The organism is Streptomyces sp. NPDC050439, assembly GCF_040655335.1.
Taxonomy (GTDB): Bacteria; Actinomycetota; Actinomycetes; order Streptomycetales; family Streptomycetaceae; genus Streptomyces.
Genome location: NZ_JBFAJT010000004.1, coordinates 748301 through 771586 on the forward strand (window position 1 = coordinate 748301; position 23286 = coordinate 771586).

General features: G+C 70.4%; 21 protein-coding genes. 12 read left to right on the forward strand and 9 right to left on the reverse strand.

Features of this window, described 5'->3' with window-relative positions; translation table 11 throughout:
- Positions 1 to 26 precede the first annotated feature (26 nt).
- From AB0I66_RS20815 to AB0I66_RS20835, 5 genes are all read left to right on the forward strand, one after another.
- On the forward strand, positions 27 to 1325 hold the full coding sequence (locus tag AB0I66_RS20815; RefSeq protein ID WP_363209329.1) for an MFS transporter: 1299 nt from the start codon (positions 27 to 29) through the stop codon (positions 1323 to 1325).
- A 10-nt stretch (positions 1326 to 1335) separates the two neighbouring features.
- Positions 1336 to 1845: a MarR family transcriptional regulator gene (locus AB0I66_RS20820; RefSeq protein WP_363209330.1), complete on the forward strand. Its 510-nt coding sequence runs from the start codon at positions 1336 to 1338 to the stop codon at positions 1843 to 1845.
- A gap of 82 nt (positions 1846 to 1927) precedes the next feature.
- Positions 1928 to 2260, forward strand: a complete 333-nt coding sequence (locus AB0I66_RS20825) for a DUF3817 domain-containing protein (protein ID WP_363209331.1) — start codon at positions 1928 to 1930, stop codon at positions 2258 to 2260.
- Positions 2261 to 2332: 72 nt separating this feature from the next.
- Entirely contained in the window at positions 2333 to 4033 is a 1701-nt protein-coding gene (locus AB0I66_RS20830) for a methylmalonyl-CoA mutase family protein (protein WP_363209332.1), read from the forward strand.
- 178 nt (positions 4034 to 4211) lie between these two features.
- Positions 4212 to 5309 (forward strand): alpha/beta hydrolase, encoded by a 1098-nt coding sequence (locus AB0I66_RS20835; protein WP_363209333.1) that lies wholly within the window; start codon positions 4212 to 4214, stop codon positions 5307 to 5309.
- On the opposite strand, the gene AB0I66_RS20840 is transcribed toward AB0I66_RS20835, so the two are convergent.
- Entirely contained in the window at positions 5306 to 6685 is a 1380-nt protein-coding gene (locus AB0I66_RS20840; RefSeq protein WP_363209334.1) for a HAMP domain-containing sensor histidine kinase, read from the reverse strand. The genes AB0I66_RS20835 and AB0I66_RS20840 overlap by 4 nt on opposite strands.
- Positions 6682 to 7422, reverse strand: a complete 741-nt coding sequence (locus AB0I66_RS20845; protein WP_363209335.1) for a response regulator transcription factor — start codon at positions 7420 to 7422, stop codon at positions 6682 to 6684. The genes AB0I66_RS20840 and AB0I66_RS20845 overlap by 4 nt, the downstream gene beginning before the upstream one ends.
- Positions 7423 to 7501: 79 nt before the next feature.
- Between AB0I66_RS20845 and AB0I66_RS20850 the strand changes: the two genes are divergently transcribed.
- Together AB0I66_RS20850 and AB0I66_RS20855 are read left to right on the forward strand one after the other, a co-directional pair.
- On the forward strand, positions 7502 to 8680 hold the full coding sequence (locus tag AB0I66_RS20850; protein WP_363209417.1) for a UDP-N-acetylglucosamine--N-acetylmuramyl-(pentapeptide) pyrophosphoryl-undecaprenol N-acetylglucosamine transferase: 1179 nt from the start codon (positions 7502 to 7504) through the stop codon (positions 8678 to 8680).
- Complete coding sequence (locus AB0I66_RS20855; protein ID WP_363209336.1) at positions 8677 to 9684, forward strand: SDR family NAD(P)-dependent oxidoreductase; 1008 nt, start codon at positions 8677 to 8679, stop codon at positions 9682 to 9684. Before AB0I66_RS20850 ends, AB0I66_RS20855 begins: the two co-directional genes overlap by 4 nt.
- Here AB0I66_RS20855 and AB0I66_RS20860 read toward each other — a convergent pair.
- Positions 9672 to 10307: a TetR/AcrR family transcriptional regulator gene (locus tag AB0I66_RS20860; RefSeq protein ID WP_363209337.1), complete on the reverse strand. Its 636-nt coding sequence runs from the start codon at positions 10305 to 10307 to the stop codon at positions 9672 to 9674. The genes AB0I66_RS20855 and AB0I66_RS20860 overlap by 13 nt on opposite strands.
- Positions 10308 to 10669: 362 nt before the next feature.
- Here AB0I66_RS20860 and AB0I66_RS20865 point away from each other — a divergent pair, with 362 nt between their 5' ends.
- The 4 genes from AB0I66_RS20865 to AB0I66_RS20880 all read left to right on the forward strand — a co-directional run bounded on the left by AB0I66_RS20865 (position 10670) and on the right by AB0I66_RS20880 (position 14892).
- A complete protein-coding gene (locus tag AB0I66_RS20865; RefSeq protein ID WP_363209338.1) occupies positions 10670 to 11656 on the forward strand; it encodes a tetratricopeptide repeat protein in 987 nt (328 codons plus the stop codon).
- A 591-nt stretch (positions 11657 to 12247) separates the two neighbouring features.
- A complete protein-coding gene (locus tag AB0I66_RS20870) occupies positions 12248 to 12865 on the forward strand; it encodes a DUF6230 family protein (protein ID WP_363209339.1) in 618 nt (205 codons plus the stop codon).
- A 139-nt stretch (positions 12866 to 13004) separates the two neighbouring features.
- Positions 13005 to 13559, forward strand: coding sequence for a DUF6114 domain-containing protein (locus tag AB0I66_RS20875; RefSeq protein ID WP_363209340.1), 555 nt, complete (start codon positions 13005 to 13007; stop codon positions 13557 to 13559).
- Positions 13549 to 14892 (forward strand): hypothetical protein, encoded by a 1344-nt coding sequence (locus tag AB0I66_RS20880; protein ID WP_363209341.1) that lies wholly within the window; start codon positions 13549 to 13551, stop codon positions 14890 to 14892. Before AB0I66_RS20875 ends, AB0I66_RS20880 begins: the two co-directional genes overlap by 11 nt.
- A gap of 80 nt (positions 14893 to 14972) precedes the next feature.
- Here the strand turns inward: AB0I66_RS20880 and pyk are convergent, their stop codons facing one another.
- From pyk to pta, 3 genes are all read right to left on the reverse strand, one after another.
- The gene (gene pyk, locus AB0I66_RS20885; RefSeq protein WP_363209342.1) at positions 14973 to 16403 is read right to left on the reverse strand and encodes a pyruvate kinase; all 1431 of its coding nucleotides are present in this window, start codon (positions 16401 to 16403) and stop codon (positions 14973 to 14975) included.
- 135 nt (positions 16404 to 16538) lie between these two features.
- Positions 16539 to 17750, reverse strand: a complete 1212-nt coding sequence (locus AB0I66_RS20890; RefSeq protein WP_363209343.1) for an acetate kinase — start codon at positions 17748 to 17750, stop codon at positions 16539 to 16541.
- 23 nt (positions 17751 to 17773) lie between these two features.
- Complete coding sequence (gene pta / locus AB0I66_RS20895; RefSeq protein WP_363209344.1) at positions 17774 to 19873, reverse strand: phosphate acetyltransferase; 2100 nt, start codon at positions 19871 to 19873, stop codon at positions 17774 to 17776.
- A gap of 309 nt (positions 19874 to 20182) precedes the next feature.
- Here pta and AB0I66_RS20900 point away from each other — a divergent pair, with 309 nt between their 5' ends.
- Complete coding sequence (locus AB0I66_RS20900; RefSeq protein ID WP_363209345.1) at positions 20183 to 21208, forward strand: ATP-dependent 6-phosphofructokinase; 1026 nt, start codon at positions 20183 to 20185, stop codon at positions 21206 to 21208.
- Positions 21209 to 21251: 43 nt separating this feature from the next.
- Here the strand turns inward: AB0I66_RS20900 and AB0I66_RS20905 are convergent, their stop codons facing one another.
- From AB0I66_RS20905 to AB0I66_RS20915, 3 genes are all read right to left on the reverse strand, one after another.
- Positions 21252 to 21962 (reverse strand): helix-turn-helix transcriptional regulator, encoded by a 711-nt coding sequence (locus AB0I66_RS20905; RefSeq protein WP_363209346.1) that lies wholly within the window; start codon positions 21960 to 21962, stop codon positions 21252 to 21254.
- Positions 21963 to 22033: 71 nt separating this feature from the next.
- Positions 22034 to 22735 carry a hypothetical protein gene (locus tag AB0I66_RS20910; protein WP_363209347.1) on the reverse strand — a complete coding sequence of 234 codons (702 nt, stop codon included), beginning with the start codon at positions 22733 to 22735 and terminating at the stop codon, positions 22034 to 22036.
- Entirely contained in the window at positions 22732 to 23229 is a 498-nt protein-coding gene (locus tag AB0I66_RS20915) for a hypothetical protein (RefSeq protein ID WP_363209348.1), read from the reverse strand. Before AB0I66_RS20915 ends, AB0I66_RS20910 begins: the two co-directional genes overlap by 4 nt.
- Between the last annotated feature and the right edge of the window lie 57 nt (positions 23230 to 23286).

Genomic DNA, 23286 nt, shown 5'->3' on the forward strand with positions numbered 1-23286 from the left:
GGCACGCGCGCGTGCAGGGTGCGGGCATGCCCGAAGAGAACCCCACCGCCCCCGAACCCACCGGCTATCTCCGCCTCTTCACGATCCGCGAGTTCCGTGCCGTCTTCCTCGCGCACGCGCTCTCGCTGCTCGGCGTGGTCGTCAGCGAGGTCGCGCTCACCGTGCTCGTGTACGGGCTCACCGGCTCGCCGCTGCTCAGCGCGCTCACCTTCGCCCTGGGGATGCTGCCCTACCTCGTGGGCGGGACGCTGCTGTCCGGGATCGCCGACCGGTACCCGCCGCGCCGGGTGCTCGTGCTGTGCGACGTGGTGTGCGCCGGTTGCGCGGCGCTCATGGCCCTGCCCGCCACGCCCGTCTTCGCCCTGCTCGCGCTGCGGTGCGTCATCGCCCTCGTGTCGCCGGTGTTCAACGGGACGCGGATGGCCACCCTCACCGACATCCTCGGGGACGGCGACCTGTTCATCCTCGGGCGCTCCCTGCTGCGGATCGTCTCGCAGAGCTCCGTGCTCGTCGGATTCGGGCTAGGCGGCGTCCTGCTCACCGTCGTGTCGCCGCGCGGCGCGCTCCTCATCACCGTCTGTACGTTCGCCGCCTCGGCGCTGCTCCTGCGCTGCGGGACCATACGCAGGCCCGCGCGCGGGGGCGGCGGCTCCGCCCTGGTGAAGTACTCGCTCAGCGGCGCCGGACGGGTGCTCGGCGACCGGCGGATCAGGGCCCTGCTGCTCCTCCTCTGGGCGCCGCCGATGTTCATGGTCGCCCCGGAGGCGCTCGCCGCCCCGTACGCCGATCAGATCGGGGTCGGCGTCGCGGGCGTCGGGCTTCTGATGTGCGCGCTGCCGGTCGGCACGATCGCCGCCGAGCTGTACGCGGGCTCCATGCTCTCCGCGGCCTCACGCGCCCGCGTCGCCCTGCCGCTCGCCTCCGTCACGCTGCTGCCGCTCACGGTGTACGCGGTCACGCCGGGTCTCCTGTGGGCGATGCTCGCCCTGGTGCTCGCCGGCGCCGGGTCGGCGTACACGCTGGGAGTCGACCGGTGGTTCGTCGACGCCGTCCCCGAGGAACTGCGCGGGCGGGCGATGACCGTGCACACGGCGGGGCTCATGACGATCCAGGGCGTCGGGATGGCGCTCGCCGGGCTCGCGGCGGAGTTCGTCGCGGTGAGCACCGTCGTCACGGCGTCGGGCGTGCTCGGCACGGTCTGCTGCCTCGCCCTGGCGGCCGAGGTGCGCGCCACGCGTCGCGGGGCCGACGGCAAACCCGCCAACGTACGGGAACAGACGACCGAATCGCGAGACGGGGCTGACCACCATGTGACCGGCGGGTAAGGTCTTTGGCGTGCCGAAGCCGCTCAGCCTCCCCTTCGATCCCATCGCCCGCGCCGACGAGCTCTGGAAGCAGCGCTGGGGTTCCGTTCCGGCCATGGGGGCGATCACCTCGATCATGCGGGCGCACCAGATCCTGCTCGGCGAGGTGGACGCGGTCGTCAAGCCCTACGGACTGACCTTCGCGCGGTACGAGGCGCTGGTCCTGCTCACCTTCTCGCAGGCCGGCGAGCTGCCGATGTCCAAGATCGGCGAGCGTCTGATGGTCCACCCCACGTCCGTCACCAACACCGTCGACCGCCTGGTCAAGTCCGGCCTCGTCGACAAACGCCCCAATCCGAACGACGGGCGCGGCACCCTCGCCTCCATCACGGAGAAGGGCCGCGAGGTCGTCGAGGCGGCCACCCGCGAGCTGATGGCCATGGACTTCGGGCTCGGGGTGTACGACGCCGAGGAGTGCGCGGAGATCTTCGCGATGCTGCGGCCGTTGCGGGTCGCCGCCGAGGATTTCGACGAGCAGTAGGACGACGAGCGGCAGAACCTCGGGTTCCGCTCGTGCCGGGGCCGCCCGAAGATCGCGCAAAACGGGCCGATACGCTCGTGGCATGAAGCGATCCGTGCTGACCCGTTACCGGGTGATGGCCTACGTCACCGCCGTCATGCTGCTCGTGCTCTGCACCTGCATGATCTTCAAGTACGGCTTCGACAAGGGCGAGGGCCTGACGCTGGTCGTCTCGCAGGTCCACGGCGTCCTCTACATCATCTACCTGATCTTCGCCTTCGACCTGGGCTCCAAGGCGAAGTGGCCGTTCGGCAAGCTCCTGTGGGTGCTGGTCTCCGGCACCATCCCGACGGCCGCGTTCTTCGTCGAGCGCAAGGTCGCACGGGACGTCGAGCCGCTGATCGTCGACGGCTCCCCGGCCACCGCGAAGGCGTAACCGCACCGCCACGGAGAGACCCGTGGCGGTGAGCCATCGACATTTACTAGGACGTCCAAGTAAATTCGAGGTATGGACGCTGACGCCATCGAGGAGGGCCGCCGTCGCTGGCAGGCCCGGTACGACACCGCGAAGAAGCGCGACGCGGATTTCACCACGCTCTCCGGCGACCCGGTCGAGCCGGTCTACGGGCCACGGCCCGGGGACGCCTATGAGGGATTCGAGCGGATCGGATGGCCCGGCGAATACCCCTTCACCCGCGGACTGCACCCCACCGGCTACCGCGGCCGGACCTGGACCATCCGCCAGTTCGCCGGCTTCGGCAACGCCGAACAGACGAACGAGCGCTACAAGATGATCCTGGCCGCGGGCGGCGGCGGTCTCTCCGTGGCCTTCGACATGCCGACCCTGATGGGCCGCGACTCCGACGAGCCGCAGTCCCTCGGCGAGGTCGGGCACTGCGGGGTCGCCATCGACTCGGCCGCCGACATGGAGGTCCTGTTCAAGGACATCCCGCTCGGTGACGTCACGACGTCGATGACGATCTCCGGGCCCGCCGTCCCCGTCTTCTGCATGTATCTGGTCGCCGCCGAGCGCCAGGGCGTCGACCCGGGCGTCCTGAACGGCACGCTCCAGACGGACATCTTCAAGGAGTACATCGCGCAGAAGGAGTGGCTCTTCCAGCCCGAGCCGCACCTGCGCCTCATCGGCGACCTGATGGAGCACTGCGCGCGCGACATCCCCGCGTACAAGCCCCTGTCGGTCTCCGGCTATCACATCCGCGAGGCCGGGGCGACGGCCGCGCAGGAGCTCGCGTACACCCTCGCGGACGGCTTCGGGTACGTCGAGCTCGGCCTGAGCCGCGGCATGGACGTGGACGTCTTCGCGCCGGGGCTCAGCTTCTTCTTCGACGCGCACCTGGACTTCTTCGAGGAGATCGCCAAGTTCCGGGCAGCCCGCCGCATCTGGGCCCGCTGGATGCGGGACGTGTACGGCGCGAAGACGGACAAGGCCCAGTGGCTGCGCTTCCACACGCAGACCGCGGGCGTCTCGCTCACCGCGCAGCAGCCCTACAACAACGTCGTACGGACCGCTGTCGAGGCCCTTTCCGCGGTCCTCGGCGGCACGAACTCCCTGCACACGAACGCCCTCGACGAGACCCTCGCGCTGCCGAGCGAGCAGGCCGCCGAGATCGCGCTGCGCACGCAGCAGGTGCTCATGGAGGAGACCGGCGTCGCGAACGTGGCGGACCCGCTGGGCGGCTCCTGGTACGTCGAGCAGCTCACCGACCGCATCGAGGCCGACGCCGAGAAGATCTTCGAGCAGATCAAGGAGCGGGGGCGCCGGGCGCAGCCCAGCGGGGAGCACCCCATCGGGCCCATCACGTCCGGAATCCTGCGCGGCATCGAGGACGGCTGGTTCACCGGGGAGATCGCCGAGTCCGCCTTCCAGTACCAGCAGTCGCTGGAGAAGGGCGACAAGCGTGTCGTGGGCGTGAATGTCCACCATGGTTCCGTCACCGGTGACCTGGAGATTCTGCGGGTCTCCCATGAGGTCGAGCGTGAGCAGGTCAAGGTGCTGGGGGCTCGCCGCTCGGGGCGGGACGAGGTTCGGGTGCGGGCCTCGCTCGACGCGATGCTTGCCGCTGCGCGGGGCGGGGCGAACATGATTCCGCCCATGCTGGAGGCGGTCCGTGCGGAGGCCACCCTCGGGGAGATCTGTGGTGTCCTGCGGGACGAGTGGGGGATCTACACCGAGCCGCCGGGGTTCTAGTCCGGGTGCTTTAGGTGCGTGGGGATCTGCGGGCCCGCTGTGGCTGGTCGCGCAGTTCCCCGCGCCCCTGGAAGGCCCCTGCGGGGCCTCCTCGGGCCCGGCGGAAAATCGTGGGTGTCAGATGCGCGCGGCTGGGTAGGCGCCGCCCGTCCACCCGCCCTGCCCCTGGAGTCACCCTGTGTCACCCGTGAGCCTGCCCGGACCCACCCGTACCGCCGTGATCGCCATCGGGGCGGCGACGCTCACGCTGCTCGGTGCGCTGACGGTGTACGGCTCCGGAGAGGTGAGCGCGAGCCCGCCCGCCGAGCCGAAGGTCCAGGACACCTTCGACTCGCTGGGCCCCGACGTGCACGCGGCGAAGCTCTCCGACGGCCGGACGGCTCACTACTCCGACACCGGGAACAAGAAGGGCAAGCCCGTCCTGTTCATAGGCGGCACCGGCACCAGCGCCCGCGCGGCGCACATGACGGACTTCTTCCGCACGACCCGCGAGGACCTGGGGCTGCGCCTCATCTCCGTCGAGCGCAACGGCTTCGGCGACACGGAGTACGACGAGAAGCTCGGCAAGGCCGACTTCGCCGACGACACCCTCGAAGTCCTCGACAAGCTCGGCGTGGACGACGTGAGCGTCATCGCGATCTCCGGTGGCGGCCCGTACGCCGCAGAACTCGCCGGGCGCGCCCCCGAGCGGATTTCGGCCCTGCACCTCGCGGCCGCCCTGCCGCCCTACGGCACGAAGCCCGCGTACTGCTCGATGTCCGACGACGAGCTCGCCGACACGGTGCGGGACTCGATCCGGGACCCGCGCAAGTGGTGGGCCTTCCCCGACGACAGCCCCGTGAAGTCGATACCGGGCTTCGCCGACACGGCGTACGAGGAAGGCGCGCGCACCTACAACCAGCGCGGCCAGCAGGCGGACCCCGCGCCGCAGGTGCACGAGCAGAAGCTGTACTGCGGGCGCCCGGGCCCTGACCTGAAGAAGCTCGACGCCCCCGTCTACCTCTACGGCGGCAAGAAGGACACGACCGTGCCGCCGGCCACCCTCAAGACCTGGCAGGACGAGCTGCCGGGCAAGGCGAAGGTGCGGACGTACGCGGACTCCGGGCACGACGTGCAGTACCGCCACTGGGACCAGATCCTGGTCGACCTGGCGGGCCACGGTGACCGCACGGTCGTCTGCCGCGGCAAGGGCACGCGTGTCCTGCCCGCCGGAGAAGCGGACCGCCTCGTCGCGAAGGGCCGCGCCGAGCTCGGCAGCTGCGCCTGGAAGAACTAGAGCGTCAGCCTGAACAACGCGCCCCCGCCCGGCGCCCTCTCCGCCGAGAGTTCCGCTCCGTGCGCGTGGGCGATCTGGCGGGCCATCGCGAGACCGAGGCCAGAGCCCGGCAGGGCGCGGGCCTTCTCGGCGCGGTAGAAGCGGTCGAAGACGTACGGCAGGTCCTCCTCCGCGATGCCGGGCCCGTGGTCGCGGACCGTCAGGGCGGCGGGGGAGAGGGAGACCTCCACGGGCGTGCCCGGCGGGCTGAACTTGGCCGCGTTGTCCAGGAGATTGGTGACGAGGCGGGACAGGCGTGCCGGAACGCCGGGGATGCTCATGCCGTCGGCCTCCGGCGTCACGTGCAGCGTGAACGGCACCTGCGGCCAGTGGCCGCGCGCCGCCTCCACGACATGCGTGACCAGGGGAGCGATCCGCACCTCCTCCAGGAGCGGTTGCGGCTCCTCGTCGCGTGCCAGCTCGATCAGGTCGTTGACCATGCCGGTGACCTCGCGGAGCTGCCGGGCGAGCGCGCCGGACGCCCGATCGCGCTGGGCGTCGCTCAACCGGTCGGCGCGGGCGAGGAGTTCGGCGTTGGTGCGCAGCGCGGTCAGCGGCGTACGCAGCTCGTGCGAGGCGTCAGCGACCAGGCGGCGGCGTGCGGTGACCGATTCCTCCAGCTCGGCCAGCATCGCGTTGAACGAGGCGGCGAGCCGGGTCACCTCGTCCTCGCGGCCCGGCGGCCCCGGCGGCAGCTCGATGCGGTGGCGGGCGTCACGCGTCGCCGCGATGCGCTCGGCGGTGGCGGTGAGGCGGGCGACCGGGGCGAGGCCGGTGCGCGAGACCCAGTAGCCGCCGAGCCCCGACAGGAGCACTCCGGCGCCGCCCACCGCGGAGAGCAGCCCGGCGGCCTGCCGCACCCCGCGCTCGGCGATGTCGGCGCGCAGGGCGACCTGGACGGCGTCGCCCTTGCCGTAGGTGGTCGTGTACATCCGCGTCGGCTTCCCCTGGAAGGTGAGGCTCGTGTAGTACGGCCCCGCCTTTCCGGCCGCGACCCTGCGCGTGGACTCGCTCACCGGCAGCAGATACGGCTTCGACGGGTCGTCCGCAGGGTCGGCGGGGACGATCTGCGAGCAGGCGGGGGAGCCCAGGTAGCGGCACTCGCCGGTGACGACGCCCGGTTCGTTGTCGAAGTTCCGCTGCTGGGCGATGAGGCTCGCCGACTGGGCCAGGTTCTGGTCGAGCTGCTGGTAGAGCTTGTAGCGGATGACGAGGAACGCGGCCACGCACACCCCGACCGCGACCAGGGCGACGGCCGCCGCCGCGGCGAGCGCGAGCCGGGTGCGCAGCGGGCGCCTGCGCCGCCACCGGGCGCCGAGCCTGCGCCGGGCGCTCACGGGCTGCCCAGCCGGTAGCCGACGCCGTGCACGGTGTGCACGAGCCGCGGTTCGCCGCCCGACTCCAGCTTGCGGCGCAGGTAACCGACGTATACGGCGAGGGAGTTGGAGTCGGGGCCGAAGTCGCGCCCCCAGACCGACTCCTGGATGAGTTCGCGCGGAAGGACCTGCCCGGCGTTGCGCAGGAGCAGTTCGAGCAGGGCGGCCTCGGTGCGGCTGAACTCGACCGTGCGGTGGCCGCGGCGGCCGGTGCGGGTGGACGGGTCGAGCACGAGATCGCCGTACGCGAGGTCGTCGCCGTCGGCGGTGGCGTGCGGCTCGGGCGCGGTGCGGCGCAGGAGGGCGCGGACCCGCGCGACGAGCTCGTCCAACGCGAAGGGCTTCACCAGGTAGTCGTCGGCGCCCGCGTCGAGGCCGTCGACACGCTCGCTCACCGAGCCGAGGGCGGTGAGGACGAGGACAGGCGTGCGGTCGCCGAGGGCGCGCATCTGACGGCACACGGCGAGGCCGTCGAGCACCGGCATCATCACGTCCAGGACCACGAGGTCCGGCTCCCAGCGGGCCACCGCCGAGAGCGCGCGCTGTCCGTCCGCGGCGCCGCGCACCAGGTGGCCCTCGACGGAGAGGCCGTCCTCCACCGCCGCGCGGACCTCGGGATCGTCGTCGACCACGAGGATCTTGGCGGGCGGCGGGCCGCCGCCGGTCGCGGGTGGGCCCGGCCTGCTCGTGAGACTCATGGACCCAAGGTGCCAAACGCGGCTCTTAAAACCCTCTTAGACCTGCTCGTGATGCTCCATTGCCATGCGAACACCCGACATGCGATCTCCCGAGGCAGGGGCCCGTACCCACGGGCGGGCCCCTCTCTCCGTCGTCATCGGCGCGGGCGGCACCGGTGGACACATCTATCCCGGGCTCGCCCTCGCCGACGCCCTGCGCCGGGCGGTGCCGGGCGCGGTCGTCTCCTTCGTCGGCACCGAACGGGGCCTGGAGACCCGGCTGATACCGGAGGCCGGCTACCGCCTGCACACCGTCGACATGATTCCGTTCGACCCCTCGCTCGGCGCCAAGCGGTTCCTGCTGCCCGCCGCCCTGGTGAAGTCCGGCGCACAGTGCCGGGCGATCCTGCGGGCGCAGGGCGCGCAGGTGGCCGTCGGGATGGGCGGCTACCCGAGCGCTCCCGTCATCGTCGGCGCCAGGATGGCCGGCCTGCCCAGCCTCATCCACGAGTCCAACGCCGTCCCCGGCCGCGCCAACCGTTTCGCGGCCCGCCTCACCCCGCACATCGCCGTCGCCTTCGACCGCAGCCGGGAGCATCTGCCGGGCGGCGAGCGGGCGTACACCACCGGGATGCCCATAGCGGCGCCGCTCGCCGCGCTCGACCGGACCGCGCTGCGGGCCGAGGCACGGCGGGAGTACGGGGTTCCTGACGCGGCCCGGCTGCTGCTCTTCAACGGCGGCAGTCTCGGCGCCGCCCGGCTCACCGAGGCGGCCGTGGGGCTCGCGGAGCGCTGGCGGCATCGCGCCGACGTACAGCTACTGATCAAGACGGGACCCGCCGCGCTCGACGAGACGCGGCGGCGCCTGACGGAGGCGGGCGTGGAGGCGACCGCGCGTGCCGTGCCCTACCTCGACCGGATGGACCTCGCTTACGCGGCCGCCGATCTGGTGGTCTGCCGCGCCGGTTCGGCGACCGTCGCCGAGCTCGCCGCCACCGGGGTGCCCGCCGTCCTCGTCCCCTATCCGCACGCGCCCGGCGACCACCAGACCCACAACGCGCGTGTCCTGTCCGACGCGGGCGCCGGTCTTTTGCTGCCCGACGGCGAGACGACGGCCGCGCGGCTCGCGGAGCTCGTCGGACCGCTGCTCGCCGATCCGGCGCGCCTCACCGCGATGAGCGGGGCGGCCGATCCGGGCCCGCACGCGCGGGCCGCCGACCTGCTCGCCGAGCAGGTCATCCGACTCACCCACCACACACCGCACTTGGAGTACGCATGAGCAGCAGCGAGAACACCTTCAGCTGGGCAGGACGCACGGTCCTCGTCACCGGGGCGGAGGGCTTCATCGGCTCGACGCTCGTCGACCTGCTCCTGGAACAGGGCGCGAAGGTCCGCGCGTTCGTGCACTACAAGCCGTACGCGGAGAAGGGCCACCTCGCGCATCTCCTCGGGGACCCGCGGGTCGAGATGCTCGCGGGCGACGTCCGGGACGCGGGGCGCGTGATGGACGCCGTGGAGGGCTGCGACACCGTCTTCCACCTGGCCGCGCTCATCGGCATCCCGTACTCGTACGACTCACCGGGCGCGTACGTCCAGACGAACGTCGTCGGCACGGAGAACGTGGCGGAGGCGTGCAGGCGGCACGACGTGCGGCGGCTCGTCCACACCTCCACGAGCGAGGTGTACGGGACGGCTCTGACGGTGCCCATCAGCGAGGACCACCCCCTCCAGCCCCAGTCCCCGTACTCCGCGTCGAAGATCGGCGCCGACATGATGGCGCTCTCGCACCGGCACGCCTTCGAGCTGCCGGTGACGGTCGTGCGCCCCTTCAACACCTATGGCCCGCGGCAGTCGGCCCGCGCGGTGATCCCCACGATCCTCGCCCAACTGCACTCCGGCGCCCGGCAGATCAAGCTCGGCTCGCTCACGCCCACCCGCGACTTCACGTACGTCACGGACACCGCCCGCGGCTTCCTGGCCCTGGCCCGGTGCGACGCCGCGCTGGGCCACGCGGTGAACCTCGGCGTGGGCCGGGAGATCTCGATCGGGGACCTTGCGCAGGCGCTGATCGAGGCGTCCGGACGCGAGGCGGAGGTGGTCGTGGAGCCGTCCCGGCTGCGTCCGTCGGGCAGCGAGGTCCAGCGGCTCGTGTCCGACAACTCACGGGCGATGCGGTGGGCGGGCTGGACCCCTGAGGTCTCCCTGACGGAGGGCCTGAAGCGGACCTCGGAGTGGGTCGCCGAGAACCTCCGCCTCTTCGCCCCGGACCGCTACCAGGTCTGAGCCGCGGCCGCCGCGAGCCCGCCGAGCAGGAGCAGCGTGAAGCGGCGGGCCCAGGCCTCGTCGACCGGTTCCGCGCTGACCAGGGCGCGGTGGACCACCGCGCCGGCGATCACGTCGAAGATGAGGTCGGCGGTCCGGCCCGCCGCGGCGGGGTCGGGTTCAGCGGGCAGCTCACCGCGCTCCTGCGCCCGCTTGCGGCCCGCGAGGACAAGACGCTTCTGGCGGTCCACGATCGACGTACGGATGCGCTCCCGCAGCGGCTCGTCCGACGTCGACTCGGCCACCACCGCCATCAGCGCGGTCTTCGTCTCGGGACGGCCCAGCAGCGCCGCGAACTGGAGCACCACGCCCTCGATGTCCGCGGCCAGGCTGCCGCGGTCCGGCAGCTCCAACTCGTCGAACAGTTCCGCCACCGCGTCCACGACCAGCTCGCTCTTGCCCGCCCAGCGCCGGTACAGGGTCGTCTTGGCGACGCCCGCACGCGTGGCGACGTCTCCCAGGGTCAGCTTGGACCAGCCGAGCTCGACCAGGGCCTGGCGGGTCGACTCCAGGATCGCGGTGTCCGCCGCGGCGTTGCGGGGGCGGCCGCCGGTGCGGGCGGGTGGGGGGACGCGGCTCTGCATCCCGCGACCATACCGGCCAGTACGGAATCGTCCCCCGCGCGGGCGAGTGAGCCAGATCACCGAAGTTCTCGCAGGTCCGCCGTCCACACGGCCGGGCACGGCAGTTACGCTACGACTCGTAGCGAAAGAGAAGTGGGCGAGATGAACGGCAACTCCTCGGCGCCCACTTTCTTTCGCCGCGAACGAACGACGACCACCACAGCGACAACCACAGCGGCACGCACCGGCACAGGGTGGGGACCCTGCGCCACAACCATCGGTCCTCCTCGGGACCTTGGCGCCACGGCCGTCCGCGGCCCCGCAATCCGGCGGGGGGCCTCGGACGGGCGCGGTTCCCGCACGGCTTGGGGGAGGATGTACTCATGCAGCCACGGAACATGTCCATGAGCGGAGTCGTCGACCTCGCCGCCGTGAAGGCGGCCCAGGAGGCCAAGGCGAAGGCGGAGCAGGCGCGCGCCGAAGCCGCCAGGCAGGGTGGGGGCGCCGTGTCGGGCGTCTCGCCGTCCAGCCTCGTCATCGACGTAGACGAGGCCGGTTTTGAGCGCGAGGTCCTGCAGCGCTCCACCGAAGTGCCCGTCGTCATCGACTTCTGGGCCGAGTGGTGCGAGCCGTGCAAGCAGCTGAGCCCGCTGCTCGAAGGCCTCGCGCGGGAGTACAACGGCCGTTTCGTCCTTGCCAAGATCGACGTCGACGCCAATCAGATGCTGATGCAGCAGTTCGGGGTCCAGGGGATCCCGGCCGTCTTCGCGGTGGTGGCCGGACAGGCCCTGCCGCTCTTCCAGGGCGCGGCCCCGGTGGAGCAGATCCGCCAGACCCTGGACCAGCTGATCCAGGTCGGCGAGGAGCGCTTCGGTCTGACCGGTCTCACCGTCGACCCGGACGCCCAGGGCGGGGAGCAGCAGGAAGCCCCCGTCGCCGAGGTGCCCGCGGGACCGCACGACGCCCTGCTCGAAGCCGCCGTACAGGCGCTGGACGCGGGGGACTTGGGCGGCGCGGTGCAGGCGTACCGCAACGTGCTGAACGACGACCCGGGCAACACCGAGGCGAAGCTCGGCCTGGCCCAGGCCGAACTGCTGCAGCGCGTCGAGGGCCTGGACCCGCAGCAGGTCCGCAAGGACGCCGCCGACCGGCCCGCGGACGTGGCCGCGCAGATCGCCGCCGCCGACCTGGACCTGGTGGGCGGTCATGTGGAGGACGCCTTCGGGCGGCTCATCGACGCGGTGCGGCGCACGGCGGGCGAGGACCGGGACGCCGCGCGCGTGCGGCTGCTCGAACTCCTCGAGGTGGTCGGCTCGGACGACCCGCGAGTGACGGCGGCGCGTACGCAGCTCGCGCGGGTCCTCTTCTGATCCGTTTTCCGGGCCGTTCGCTGACCAGTCCCTAAACGCCGGGGCTTGTGATGCCCGAGTGAAAATTCGCCGTCAGAGCGACACAGTGGCCGCGCTTTACCAAAACTTGGTAATCGCGGCCACTGTTACTTGGAGTAAGGCCAGGTCAGTCTTCTGTCCTGGTGTGCCCTTCAACATCCCGTTCTGTTCCTGCCCATGGGTGCACCGTCTGTGGCCGACCGATACCGGGCGGTCGTGGTTCGGTTATCGCGCCGTTACTAGCCAGTAACGAACCCCCTTGTGCGGGGACCGAGAATGCACCACGATCGGCGACGCTCGGTCCAATAACCCGCAGCCCGAAAGCCAGTCGGGAGCGGGCTTTCTGGGTCCCCACCGAGCAGGCCGGAGACACCCCGTCGCCGGTCTAGGACAGGGGGGTCTCTGCCGTCCGGCAGGGCCTGTCCGGCAGGTTGTGCGTGTCGCGTGCGACCAGTGGTTGTCGCTCGGGGGTGATCTCCCGAGGACGTAGCGCTTCTCCCATCCCTGCCCGGCTGAGCCGTTCCGACGGCAGCAGCCAGGGCCGGAGATGTACGTCCGAGAAGGAGGAAAGTCATGGAGTCCGTGGCTCGTGGCGGAACCAGATGGAAGCGGTTCGCCGTAGTCATGGTGCCGAGCGTCGCGGCGACTGCCGCGATAGGCGTGGCCCTCTCGCAGGGTGCACTCGCGGCATCGTTCAGTGTGTCCGGTCAGCAGTTCAAGGTGACTGCCGACCAGCTCGACGGTACGGGTTTCGTCCAGTACGGGGCGCTTGACAGCGGTAAGTCGGGTAACCACCCGGTCGCCGTCGTCGGCCTCGACTCGGCCAAGATCACCAACCTGTGTCAGTCCGTCGTCGTTCCGGTCCCCGTCTTCGGCGATGTGTCGATGACCCTCAAGGCCGGTGGCAAGGGCGGCCCCAGGGTCGAGGCGAAGAAGCTTTACATCGACGCCGATGACCTGAAGGCCGACGCCACGTTCACCAACGTGGACATCGGTGTCTCGATCGACCGGACCACCAAGGGCCCGGGTCCGTCGAAGGGTGACAAGTACGTCCCCGACTCGTTCGCGCAGCAGGCCGACAAGGTGCGGTTCACCGACGTCAAGCAGCGTGCGTGGGCGACCACGGCCGGCACCTTCAAGCTGTCCGGTCTGGCCATGTCGGTCAAGAAGGGCAAGCACGAGTGCTACTGAGGCGACTGATGCCTTAGCAGCGGCACTTGTCGCCAAGAAACGGCCGGGCGCGGGGGCGCACGGATCTTGACCTCGACCGTCCCCGTGCCCGAATCCGCAGGACACAGAACCAACGCCATTCCCCGAGGAGCTGTACGACATGAGCGCCGAAGCGCAAGTGGGACTGGGCGACAAGCTCGGCCGGATGCGCCGATCGTTCCGAGGGTGGCGCGGTCAGCGCCCGTTCTGGGGTGGTCTGCTGACGTTGCTCGGCGGCATCCCGATCATGTACTTCCCGTACGCGAACCTCACGATCGGCACCATGACGATCCGGATGGCGACGACCGCCGGTGCCGGCTCGCTGATCATCGGGGTCCTGCTTGTCGTGCTCGGCCTGACCATGTGGTTCCAGCCGCATTCCCGGATCTTCGCGGGTGTCGCGGCGATTCTGCTCGCCCTGGTCTCTCTGGTGGTCTCCAACTTCGGCGGCTTCGTCGTCGGCTTCCTGCTCGCGATGCTCGGCGGTGCCCTCGGCATCTCCTGGGCGGCGGACAAGCCGGTGAAGCAGTCCGCGAAGAAGCGGGCCGACGGCTCCGACAACGGGGCGCCGGAGCCCGCGGCCGCGGGGGCCGCGAACGGGGTGAGCGGCACTACGGACGATCTGTCAGGAACGAGCCCGGACAACGGGACGAACGGGAGGCACCGTGCCGGCTGACGAGGTGCACCACGTGGACTCCGCGGGGGAGCCCCGCGCGAGATCCGGGCCGCGCCACGCGGCACCCAGAAAGCCGCTCCTCACCCGCCTGCACGTCCCGGCGGGCAAGGCGATAGCCATCGCGGCCATGCCGACCGCCGTTCTCATGGGCATGGGCCTGACCCCCCAGCTCGCGCAGGCCAAGCCGCTGCCGAAGAACCCCTTCCAGGACGGCCCGTGTGTCACGGCGCCGGACGACGCCTCCGAGGCGACCAAGGACGCCGAGAAGGAAGCCGACAAGGCCGCCGAGGAGAAGGCGGAGAAGGCGGCGAAGGAACTGGCGGAGAAGAACGCCAAGGACTCGGCCAAGAAGGACGAGGCTGCCGAGCCGACGCCCTCCGCCGGTGACAAGGCGGGCTCGGGCGCCGACGGTTCCGAGAAGGCCGAGCCGACCCCGTCGCCGTCCGCTTCCGAGGACGAGGACGACAAGGCCGAGGAGCCCGCTCCGGAGCCCTCCGAGACCAAGAACCCGCTGGACCCGCTGGGTGTCGGTCCCGCGCTCAAGGACCTCTTCACGCCTGACGAGAAGGAGTCCGAGAGCCCCACGCCGACCCCCTCGGCCTCGGAGAAGAGCACGTCCCCCGAGTCCCCCGAGGACAAGGCGAAGGACACGGTCGACGACGTCACCAAGCCCGTCGACGACGCCCTCGACGGGGTCAAGGACGGCGTCGAGGACGGTGCCGACAAGGCCGGGGACACGGTCGACAAGGCCAAGGAAGACGCCGAGAAGGCCGCCGAAGAGGCTGCCGGCAAGGCGGGGTCCGATGAGCCTGAGGCGTCCGCGGACCCGATGGCACCGGACGAGGACGGCAAGAAGCCGTTCCCGTGCGTGGTCGAGAAGAAGGTCGACGGAGAGGCCGAGCAGACGCCCGCGCCGATCCCGAACCAGCCGTGGCACCTGGAGGCCAGTTCGCTCACCCTCAAGGGCGCGGACTACCAGGGCGTCGTGAACCTGACGATGCCCAACGGCAAGACCAAGCAGTCCCTGAAGTACGTCGTCGACAGCACGGACATCGGCGACCTGCACCAGATCGTCGAGGGCCCGGCCGGCAAGAAGTACCACGTACAGGCCGAGAAGGGCTCCACGTCCACGATCCGTGGCGGCAAGACGACGATGTACACCGAGTCGATCTCCGGCAAGCTCTTCGGCCTGATCCCGATCACGTTCGACCCGGAGCACCCGCCGCCCCTGAACATCCCGCTGATCTACTTCACGGACGTGAAGGTGCAGCAGGCGGGCCAGTTCGGCGGCAACCTGCACGTCCCCGGCCTGAGCCAGACGATCACCGACTGATCTTCACCGGGAGCCGCGAAGCGCCGAGGGCGCCCCCTGTGTCAGGGGGCGCCCTCGGTGTCGTACGGGGAGGCGCGGCGTCAGTCGCGGCCGACGCCGCCCAGGTGGTGCACCCGGACCATGTTGGTGGTGCCGGGGACACCGGGGGGCGAACCGGCCGTGATGATCACGGTGTCGCCCTCGTTGAAGCGGTTCAGCTTGACCAGCTCGGCGTCCACGAGGTCGACCATCGCGTCGGTGTTGTCGACGTGCGGCACGACGTACGAGTCGACGCCCCAGCTCAGGGAGAGCTGGTTGCGGGTGGCCTCGTCGGTGGTGAAGGCCAGGATCGGCTGGGCCGCGCGGTAGCGGGACAGACGACGGGCCGTGTCACCGGACTGCGTGAAGGCGATCAGCGCCTCACCGCCGAGGAAGTCCGCGATCTCGCACGCGGCACGGGCCACCGAACCACCCTGCGTACGCGGCTTCTTGCCGGGCACGAGCGGCTGCAGGCCCTTGGCGAGCAGCTCCTCCTCGGCCGCCGCGACGATCTTCGACATCGTCTTGACGGTCTCGATCGGGTAGGCGCCCACGGACGACTCGGCGGACAGCATGACCGCGTCCGCGCCGTCCAGGATCGCGTTGGCGACGTCGGACGCCTCGGCGCGCGTGGGGCGCGAGTTGGTGATCATCGACTCCATCATCTGGGTCGCGACGATCACCGGCTTGGCGTTGCGGCGGCACATCTCCACGAGGCGCTTCTGCACCATCGGGACCTTCTCGAGCGGGTACTCGACGGCCAGGTCACCACGGGCGACCATGACGGCGTCGAAGGCCGCGACGACGCCCTCCATGTTGGCGACGGCCTGCGGCTTCTCCACCTTGGCGATGACGGGGACCCGGCGGCCCTCCTCGTCCATCACCTTGTGGACGTCCTTGACGTCGCTCGCGTCGCGCACGAAGGAGAGGGCGACCATGTCGCAGCCCATCTTCAGCGCGAAGCGCAGGTCCTCGATGTCCTTCTCGGAGAGCGCGGGCACGTTCACGGCCGCGCCGGGCAGGTTGATGCCCTTGTGGTCGGAGATGACGCCGCCCTCGACGACGATCGTCTTCACCTGCGGCCCGCTCACCTCGACGACCCGCAGCTCGACGTTGCCGTCGTTGATCAGGACCTGGTCGCCCTTGGAGACGTCACCGGGCAGGCCCTTGTAGGTGGTGCCGCAGATGGACTTGTCGCCGGGGACGTCCTCGGTGGTGATGGTGAACTCGTCACCGCGCACCAGCTCGACGGGACCCTCGGCGAAGGTCTCCAGACGGATCTTCGGACCCTGCAGGTCGGCGAGGACGCCGACGGCACGGCCGGTCTTGTCGGCAGCCGCACGGACGCGGTCGTACCGCCCCTGGTGCTCGGCGTGCGTGCCGTGGCTGAAGTTGAATCGGGCCACGTTCATGCCGGCCTCGATCAGCGAGACGAGCTGCTCTTCGGAGTCGACGGCGGGGCCCAGCGTGCAGACGATTTTGGAACGGCGCATAGGGGCGATCCTATCGGTTTGTTTCGCTTCGGAATATTCCGTCTGGTGGAATCTACAAATGGGCGGAACTGCGCTCAGGCGTTGCGGTGAAGAAATGCTGATGAATTGCGGTTATGACGGGTTCTGCGACAGGTTCTACGACGGGTTCCCCACCAATGCGTACGTCTGCTGAGCGATCTCCAGCTCCTCGTCGGTGGGGACGACGGCGACCGCGACCCGCGCGTATTCCGGCGAGATCAGCCGGGCCTCGCCGGAACGTACGGCGTTGAGTTCACCGTCGACCGCGAGCCCCAGTTCCTCCAGGCCCGCGACGGCAGCCTCCCGCACCGGCGCCGCGTTCTCACCGACCCCCGCCGTGAACGCTATGGCGTCCACCCGGCCGAGCACCGCGTAATAGGCGCCGATGTACTTCTTCAGCCGGTGGATGTAGATGTCGAAGGCGAGCGCGGCCGCCTTGTCACCCGCGTCGACACGGCGCCTGATCTCCCGCATGTCGTTGTCGCCGCAGAGACCGACCAGACCGCTCTTCTTGTTGAGCAGGGTGTCGACCTCGTCGATCGACATCCCGCCGACGCGGGCCAGGTGGAAGACGACCGCCGGGTCCACGTCACCGGAACGGGTACCCATCACGAGCCCCTCAAGCGGCGTGAGCCCCATCGATGTCTCCACGCACCTGCCGCCCCGCACGGCGCTCGCGGACGCGCCGTTGCCCAGGTGCAGCACGATGACGTTCACGTCCTCGGGCGTCCTGCCGAGCAGCTTGGCGGTCTCCCGGGACACGTACGCGTGCGAGGTCCCGTGGAAGCCGTAGCGCCGCACGCGGTGCTGGTCGGCGGTGGCCACGTCGATCGCGTAGCGCGCCGCCGACTCCGGCATCGTCGTGTGGAACGCCGTGTCGAAGACGGCGACCTGCGGGAGGTCCGGGCGCAGCGCCTGGGCCGTGCGGATGCCGGTGATGTTGGCCGGGTTGTGCAGCGGCGCCACCGGCACGAGCCGCTGGATCTCCGCGAGCACCTCGTCCGTGATGACCGTCGGCTCGGTGAACTTCAGGCCGCCGTGCACCACGCGGTGGCCGATCGCGGCCAGTTCGGGGGAGTCGAGGCCGAGCCCGTCGGCGGTCAGCTCGGCGGCGACCGCCTTCAGCGCGGCCTCGTGATCGGCGATCGGCTCCTCGCGCTCCCGCTCCTCGCCGCCGCCGGCCAGCGGGGTGTGCTTGAGCCGCGAGGTCTCCTCGCCGATGCGCTCGACCAGGCCGACGGCGAGACGAGTGCTGTCCCGCATGTCGAGCAGCTGGTACTTCACCGACGACGAGCCGGAGTTGAGGACGAGGACACGGGTGGCTGTCACGGGTGCGGCGCTTTCTGTAGACGTCATACGGAGGTGGCGGTGGCGGTGGCGGTTGCCGGGCCCTGGGCCTGGATCGCGGTGATCACGACGGTGTTGACGATGTCCTGCACGAGGGCGCCGCGGGACAGGTCGTTGACCGGCTTGCGCAGGCCCTGCAGGACCGGCCCGACGGCGATCGCGCCCGCCGAGCGCTGCACGGCCTTGTACGTGTTGTTGCCGGTGTTCAGGTCCGGGAAGATCAGCACGCTCGCCTGCCCCGCGACCTCCGAGTCCGGCAGCTTCGTCGCCGCGACCGAGGGCTCCACGGCGGCGTCGTACTGGATCGGGCCCTCGATCTTCAGGTCGCTGCGGCTCTCCCGCACCAGCTCCGTCGCCTCGCGCACCTTGTCGACGTCGGCGCCCGAACCCGACGTGCCCGTCGAGTACGAGAGCATCGCGATCCGCGGCTCCACGCCGAACTGCTCGGCGGTGGCCGCCGCCTGCACGGCGATGTCGGCGAGCTGGACCGCGTTCGGGTCCGGATTGACCGCGCAGTCGCCGTAGACGAGCACCTTGTCGGCGAGGCACATGAAGAAGACCGAGCTGACGATCGAGGCGTCGGGCTTCGTCTTGATGATCTCGAACGCGGGCCGGATCGTGGCGGCCGTGGAGTGAACGGAACCCGACACCATGCCGTCGGCGAACCCCTCCTGCACCATCAGGGTGCCGAAGTAGTTCACGTCCGCGACGACGTCGTACGCCAGCTCGACGTTGACGCCCTTGTGGGCGCGCAGCTCGGCGTACTTGGCGGCGAACGCGTCCCGCAGCTCGGAGGTCTGCGGGTCGATGAGCTGCGAGGCGGCGAGGTCGACACCGAGGTCCGCGGCCTTCTTGCGGATCTGCTCGACCGGGCCGAGCAGCGTCAGGTCGCAGACACCGCGGCGCAGGAGCACGTCGGCGGCGCGCAGCACGCGCTCCTCGGTGCCCTCGGGCAGCACGACGCGGCGCTTGTCGGAGCGCGCCTGCTCCAGCAGCTTGTGCTCGAACATCATCGGCGTGACGCGGTCGCTGCTGGGGGCCTGCACGCGGCCGAGCAGCCCCGCCGTGTCGACGTACCGCTCGAAGAGGCCGAGGGCCGTCTCCGCCTTGCGGGGCGTGGCGGCGTTCAACTTGCCCTCCAGGGCGAAGAGTTCGCCCGCGGTGGGGAAGGAGCCGCCGGAGACCGCGATGACCGGAGTGCCGGGCGCGAGGCGGTCGGCGAGCTTGAGGATCGCCTCGCCGGGCTGTTCGTTGAGGGTCAGCAGGACGCCCGCGATGGGCGGCGTACCGGCGCTGTGCGCGGCGAGCGAGCCCACGACGAGGTCGGCGCGGTCCCCGGGGGTGACCACGAGGCAGCCCGGCGTCAGGGCGTTCAGGAAGTTCGGCAGCATCGCGCCGCCGAAGACGAAGTCGAGCGCGTCACGGGCCAGGCCCGCGTCGTCGCCGAGCACGACGCGGCCGCCGAGCGCGTGGGTGATCTGGGCGACCGTGGGGGCGGCGAGCGCGGGCTCGTCCGGCAGGACGTAACTGGGTACGGGAAGGCTGTCCGCGAGGCCCTCGTAGATCTCGTCGCGGTCGGCGGGCGCCACCCGGTTGGTGACCATCGCGAGGACGTCGCAGCCCAGGCTCTCGTAGGCGCGGTAGGCGTTGCGCGTCTCGGCGCGGACGGACTCGGCGGTCTGGTTCTTGCCGCCGACGACGGGTATCACCGACGCGCCGAACTCGTTGGCGAGTCGGGCGTTGAGGGACAGCTCGTCCGGGAGCTGCGTGTCGGCGAAGTCCGTGCCGAGCACCAGGACGATCTCGTAGTCCCGGGCCACCCGGTGAAAACGGTCGACGAGCTGGGAGACCAGCTCGTCGGTGCCCTGCTCGGCCTGGATCGCGGAGGCCTCGTGGTAGTCCATGCCGTACCCGGACGCCGCGTCCTGCGCGAGCCGGTAACGGGCCCGCAGCAGATCGAAGAGGCGATCGGGTCCGTCGTGGACCAGTGGCCGGAAGACCCCCACCCGGTCGACCTGGCGGGTCAGGAGTTCCATGACTCCCAGCTCGATGACCTGGCGGCCGTCGCCGCGGTCGATCCCGGTCACGTACACGCTGCGCGTCACGCGTGCTCTCTCCTTCTCCGCTGCTCCGCCGCGGGTTTCCCTGGCCGCCCGGCGAGACCGGACGACTCCCGTCAGGGCCGGACAAATGACCCGATAAGGTTGCCGTGCCCTCTTGACAATACCTCTGCGGCTGGCTAGGTCGCCCGCCGGACGAAAGGCCTCGTGAAGCGGGCCCAAGGGCCTTCTCCCCAGGATCGGCCGGGGCAGCCGTGCACGGGGTCGCTCTGTGTGTGAGCGGCACCGGGTGCGCGGTCATGGAACAATCGGACCGGCTCACACGCATCAACAGCGAGCAGGAGACACAGCACGATGCGCATCGGAATTCTCACCGCAGGCGGCGACTGCCCCGGCCTCAACGCAGTGATCCGGTCGGTCGTGCACCGAGCCGTCACGCACTACGGCGACGAGGTCATCGGCTTCGAGGACGGTTACGCGGGCCTGCTCGACGGCCGCTACCGCTCCCTCGGTCTCAACGAGGTCAGCGGCATCCTGGCCCGTGGCGGAACGATTCTCGGCTCCTCGCGCCTGGAGCGTGACCGGTTCCGCGCGGCCTGCGAGGACGCGCCCGCGCTCGCCAAGGAGATCGGCTTCGACGCCCTCATCCCGATCGGCGGCGAGGGAACCCTCACGGCCGCGAAGATGCTGTCGGACGCGGGCCTGCCGGTGGTGGGCGTCCCGAAGACGATCGACAACGACATCTCCTCCACGGACCGCACCTTCGGCTTCGACACGGCGGTGGGTGTCGCCACGGAGGCGATGGACCGCCTCAAGACGACGGCCGAGTCCCACCAGCGCGTGATGGTCGTCGAGGTCATGGGCCGGCACGCGGGCTGGATCGCCCTGGAGTCCGGCATGGCGGGCGGCGCCCACGGCATCTGCCTCCCCGAGCGTGCCTTCGACCCCGCCGACCTGGTCAAACTGGTCGAGGAGCGGTTCTCGCGCGGCAAGAAGTTCGCGGTGATCTGCGTGGCGGAGGGTGCGCACCCGGCCGAGGGCACCATGAACTACGGCAAGGGCGCGATCGACCAGTTCGGCCACGAGCGCTTCCAGGGCATCGGCACGGCGCTGGCGTACGAACTGGAGAGCCGCCTCGGCAAGGAGGCCAAGCCGGTCATCCTCGGCCACGTCCAGCGCGGCGGCACCCCGACGGCGTACGACCGCGTCCTCGCGACCCGCTTCGGCTGGCACGCGGTGGAGGCGGTGCACCGCGACGACTACGGCCGGATGACGGCCCTGCGGGGCACCGACATCACGATGGTGCCGCTCGCGGAGGCGGTCACCGAGCTGAAGACGGTGCCGAAGGACAGGATGGACGAGGCGGAGTCGGTCTTCTGAGTCGGTCTTCTAGGGACTGCTTTCCGTCTCCGCTTCCGCTGGGTCAGCTCCCGGCGGCGCCGCGCACCTGGGTCCAGAAGTGCTCCAGGATCTTGTCCAGGAAGTCCTGCCCGGCGCTCCCCGAGGCGTCGGCCCCGGCCCCGCCGCCCCAGCTCAGGGTGCGGACCATGCGGGACTGATAGTCGGTGTGCAGCTGCTGGAGCACATCCTCGATGTGCCTCTTCTGCACGGGCAGCATCTTGCTGACGGGCCGCACATACCCCTGCCATCGGGTGGTGACGGCCCTGCGCAGCAGGTCGGCGAGCTCGTCGGCGCGTCCGACGACGTTGATGAAGTCGGGCAGCGGAAGCTGCAGCACGTCGGCGAGGGCGGCGGACTGCCGCTCGTTGCCGCGCCAGCTGTTGGTCTCCTCCATGTGCAGATAGGCCTGGATCTCCACACCCGACCCCCTGGCCACGTCCTCGGGCGCGAGCCCACGGGCCAGCCGGTGCTCGCGCAGGGTGGTGGCGGCGCCCATCAGCTCGCCGGGGGAGCACCACAAGGTCCCCGCGAGGGCGGTGAGCTCGGCGGAGGTGGGCGCGGCAAGCCCGCGCTCCCAGGCGGCGATGGTCTCGGGGGTGATGTAGGTGAGCCCGTAACTCGCCCGCATCCCGTAGGCGACATGCCCGTGCGCCATCCCGAGGGCCTCACGCAGACGCCGGGCGGCGGGAAAGTTGAACGGGGGCGTCGGTTGATTGGGCTGGCTCGATTGCACGGGCACACGGTATGGGCACGGGGGGCTGGCGACTACGGTGCGTTCATACGAGGTTGCGGATTGGTGTGAAGCTACGGAGTGGTGAGTGTGCGGGGGGCGTGGGGCCCGCCGAGCAACTCCTCCAGCGCGTGCCCGTACGCGCGGAAGAGGGGGCGGGCCTCGGGGTGCGCGGGGGAGTTCGGGAGCAGCAGGTCGGCGAGGTGGGCGACGCGCCACATCCGGAGGACGGTCATGGCCGCGGGGCCGCCGGGCTCCTCGGCCGTGGTGCTGCCGACGAGCCCTGCCGCGATCCGCAGCGCCTCGGCGACGAGTGCGGCTCCGCGTGCGACGTTGGGTCCGCGTGCGATCGCCGCGGTGATCAGGGCCTGGAGGAAGCGGGTCAGCTGCAGGTCCGCGCCGAGCCGGCTCATGCGGCGCACGGCGTGGGGCTGATCGAACTGCCCCCGCACGTCCTCGTACCCGGAGGACCACAGCAGGAGACTCGACGCCTCGACGGGATGCTCCCGCAGATAGCCGAGTTCATCGAAGATCCCCATGACTGGCTGCCCGAAGTTCCCGACCCGCCGGACCACTTCGAGCAGCCGCCCCACATCACCCTGCCGCCCCGCCACGAATCCACCCACGGAGACATCCGCGAGATCCCACGTGCCGGTCGCGACAACCGCACCGATCTCGACGATGCCGCCGAGGGGGCCGAAGACGGAACGGGCGAGGGATAGCTCCGGGACGTCCCACTTCGGGACGCTCGACTTGCTCCTGCCCGCCGCACTCACCGCGGCAGCTCTTCGCGCGAAAGGTCGCCATCGCAGAACACACAGACGAAGTGGCAATCCTTCACGGTGTTCCATTCACGGCAGGCGGAGCAGTGGCGAAAGGTGATGGGGTGTGTGAAGCCGGTACCGCAGTAGATGCCCACGTGTCCCAGGCAGCTCTCGACCGTGGGCCACGACGCATTCCCCGGGCAGTAGCCGGTCGATTGATTGCTGATGTACGTGGCCGACCATCGCCCTGACGAGCGGGTAAATCCCATCTCTCCGGCGGCCAGGACCGTGTTCCCGCCTGCGCATGCCACATGCTCCGAGCGTCTTGGTGCGAGCAGCAGAGTGTGTGACATGTCGATGACGAACGTGAATGGCTGACTCAATTCGTCTTGGTCGCGAGCAGCAAGAAAGGCATCCAAGTCCTGAGTGGACTGAACTCGATGCCCTCCGCGAAGTGGAATGCCTTCCTTGATGTCGGGAGGCCCTACATACTCGTACACCGGCACTCGTGCTCTCTACCCTTCCGTGTCGAGGCGTAGATCTTGGATGCGGAGACGAGCGTC

Excerpts from the sequence above, each read along its gene's own strand:
- AB0I66_RS20815 (WP_363209329.1), top strand. The coding sequence starts at position 27 with ATGCCCGAAGAGAACCCCACCGCCCCCGAACCCACCGGCTATCTCCGC.
- AB0I66_RS20825 (WP_363209331.1), top strand. The coding sequence starts at position 1,928 with ATGAAGCGATCCGTGCTGACCCGTTACCGGGTGATGGCCTACGTCACC.
- AB0I66_RS20830 (WP_363209332.1), top strand. The coding sequence starts at position 2,333 with ATGGACGCTGACGCCATCGAGGAGGGCCGCCGTCGCTGGCAGGCCCGG.
- AB0I66_RS20845 (WP_363209335.1), bottom strand. The coding sequence starts at position 7,422 with ATGAGTCTCACGAGCAGGCCGGGCCCACCCGCGACCGGCGGCGGCCCG.
- AB0I66_RS20850 (WP_363209417.1), top strand. The coding sequence starts at position 7,502 with ATGCGATCTCCCGAGGCAGGGGCCCGTACCCACGGGCGGGCCCCTCTC.
- AB0I66_RS20855 (WP_363209336.1), top strand. The coding sequence starts at position 8,677 with ATGAGCAGCAGCGAGAACACCTTCAGCTGGGCAGGACGCACGGTCCTC.
- AB0I66_RS20860 (WP_363209337.1), bottom strand. The coding sequence starts at position 10,307 with ATGCAGAGCCGCGTCCCCCCACCCGCCCGCACCGGCGGCCGCCCCCGC.
- AB0I66_RS20865 (WP_363209338.1), top strand. The coding sequence starts at position 10,670 with ATGCAGCCACGGAACATGTCCATGAGCGGAGTCGTCGACCTCGCCGCC.
- AB0I66_RS20870 (WP_363209339.1), top strand. The coding sequence starts at position 12,248 with ATGGAGTCCGTGGCTCGTGGCGGAACCAGATGGAAGCGGTTCGCCGTA.
- AB0I66_RS20875 (WP_363209340.1), top strand. The coding sequence starts at position 13,005 with ATGAGCGCCGAAGCGCAAGTGGGACTGGGCGACAAGCTCGGCCGGATG.
- pyk (WP_363209342.1), bottom strand. The coding sequence starts at position 16,403 with ATGCGCCGTTCCAAAATCGTCTGCACGCTGGGCCCCGCCGTCGACTCC.
- AB0I66_RS20900 (WP_363209345.1), top strand. The coding sequence starts at position 20,183 with ATGCGCATCGGAATTCTCACCGCAGGCGGCGACTGCCCCGGCCTCAAC.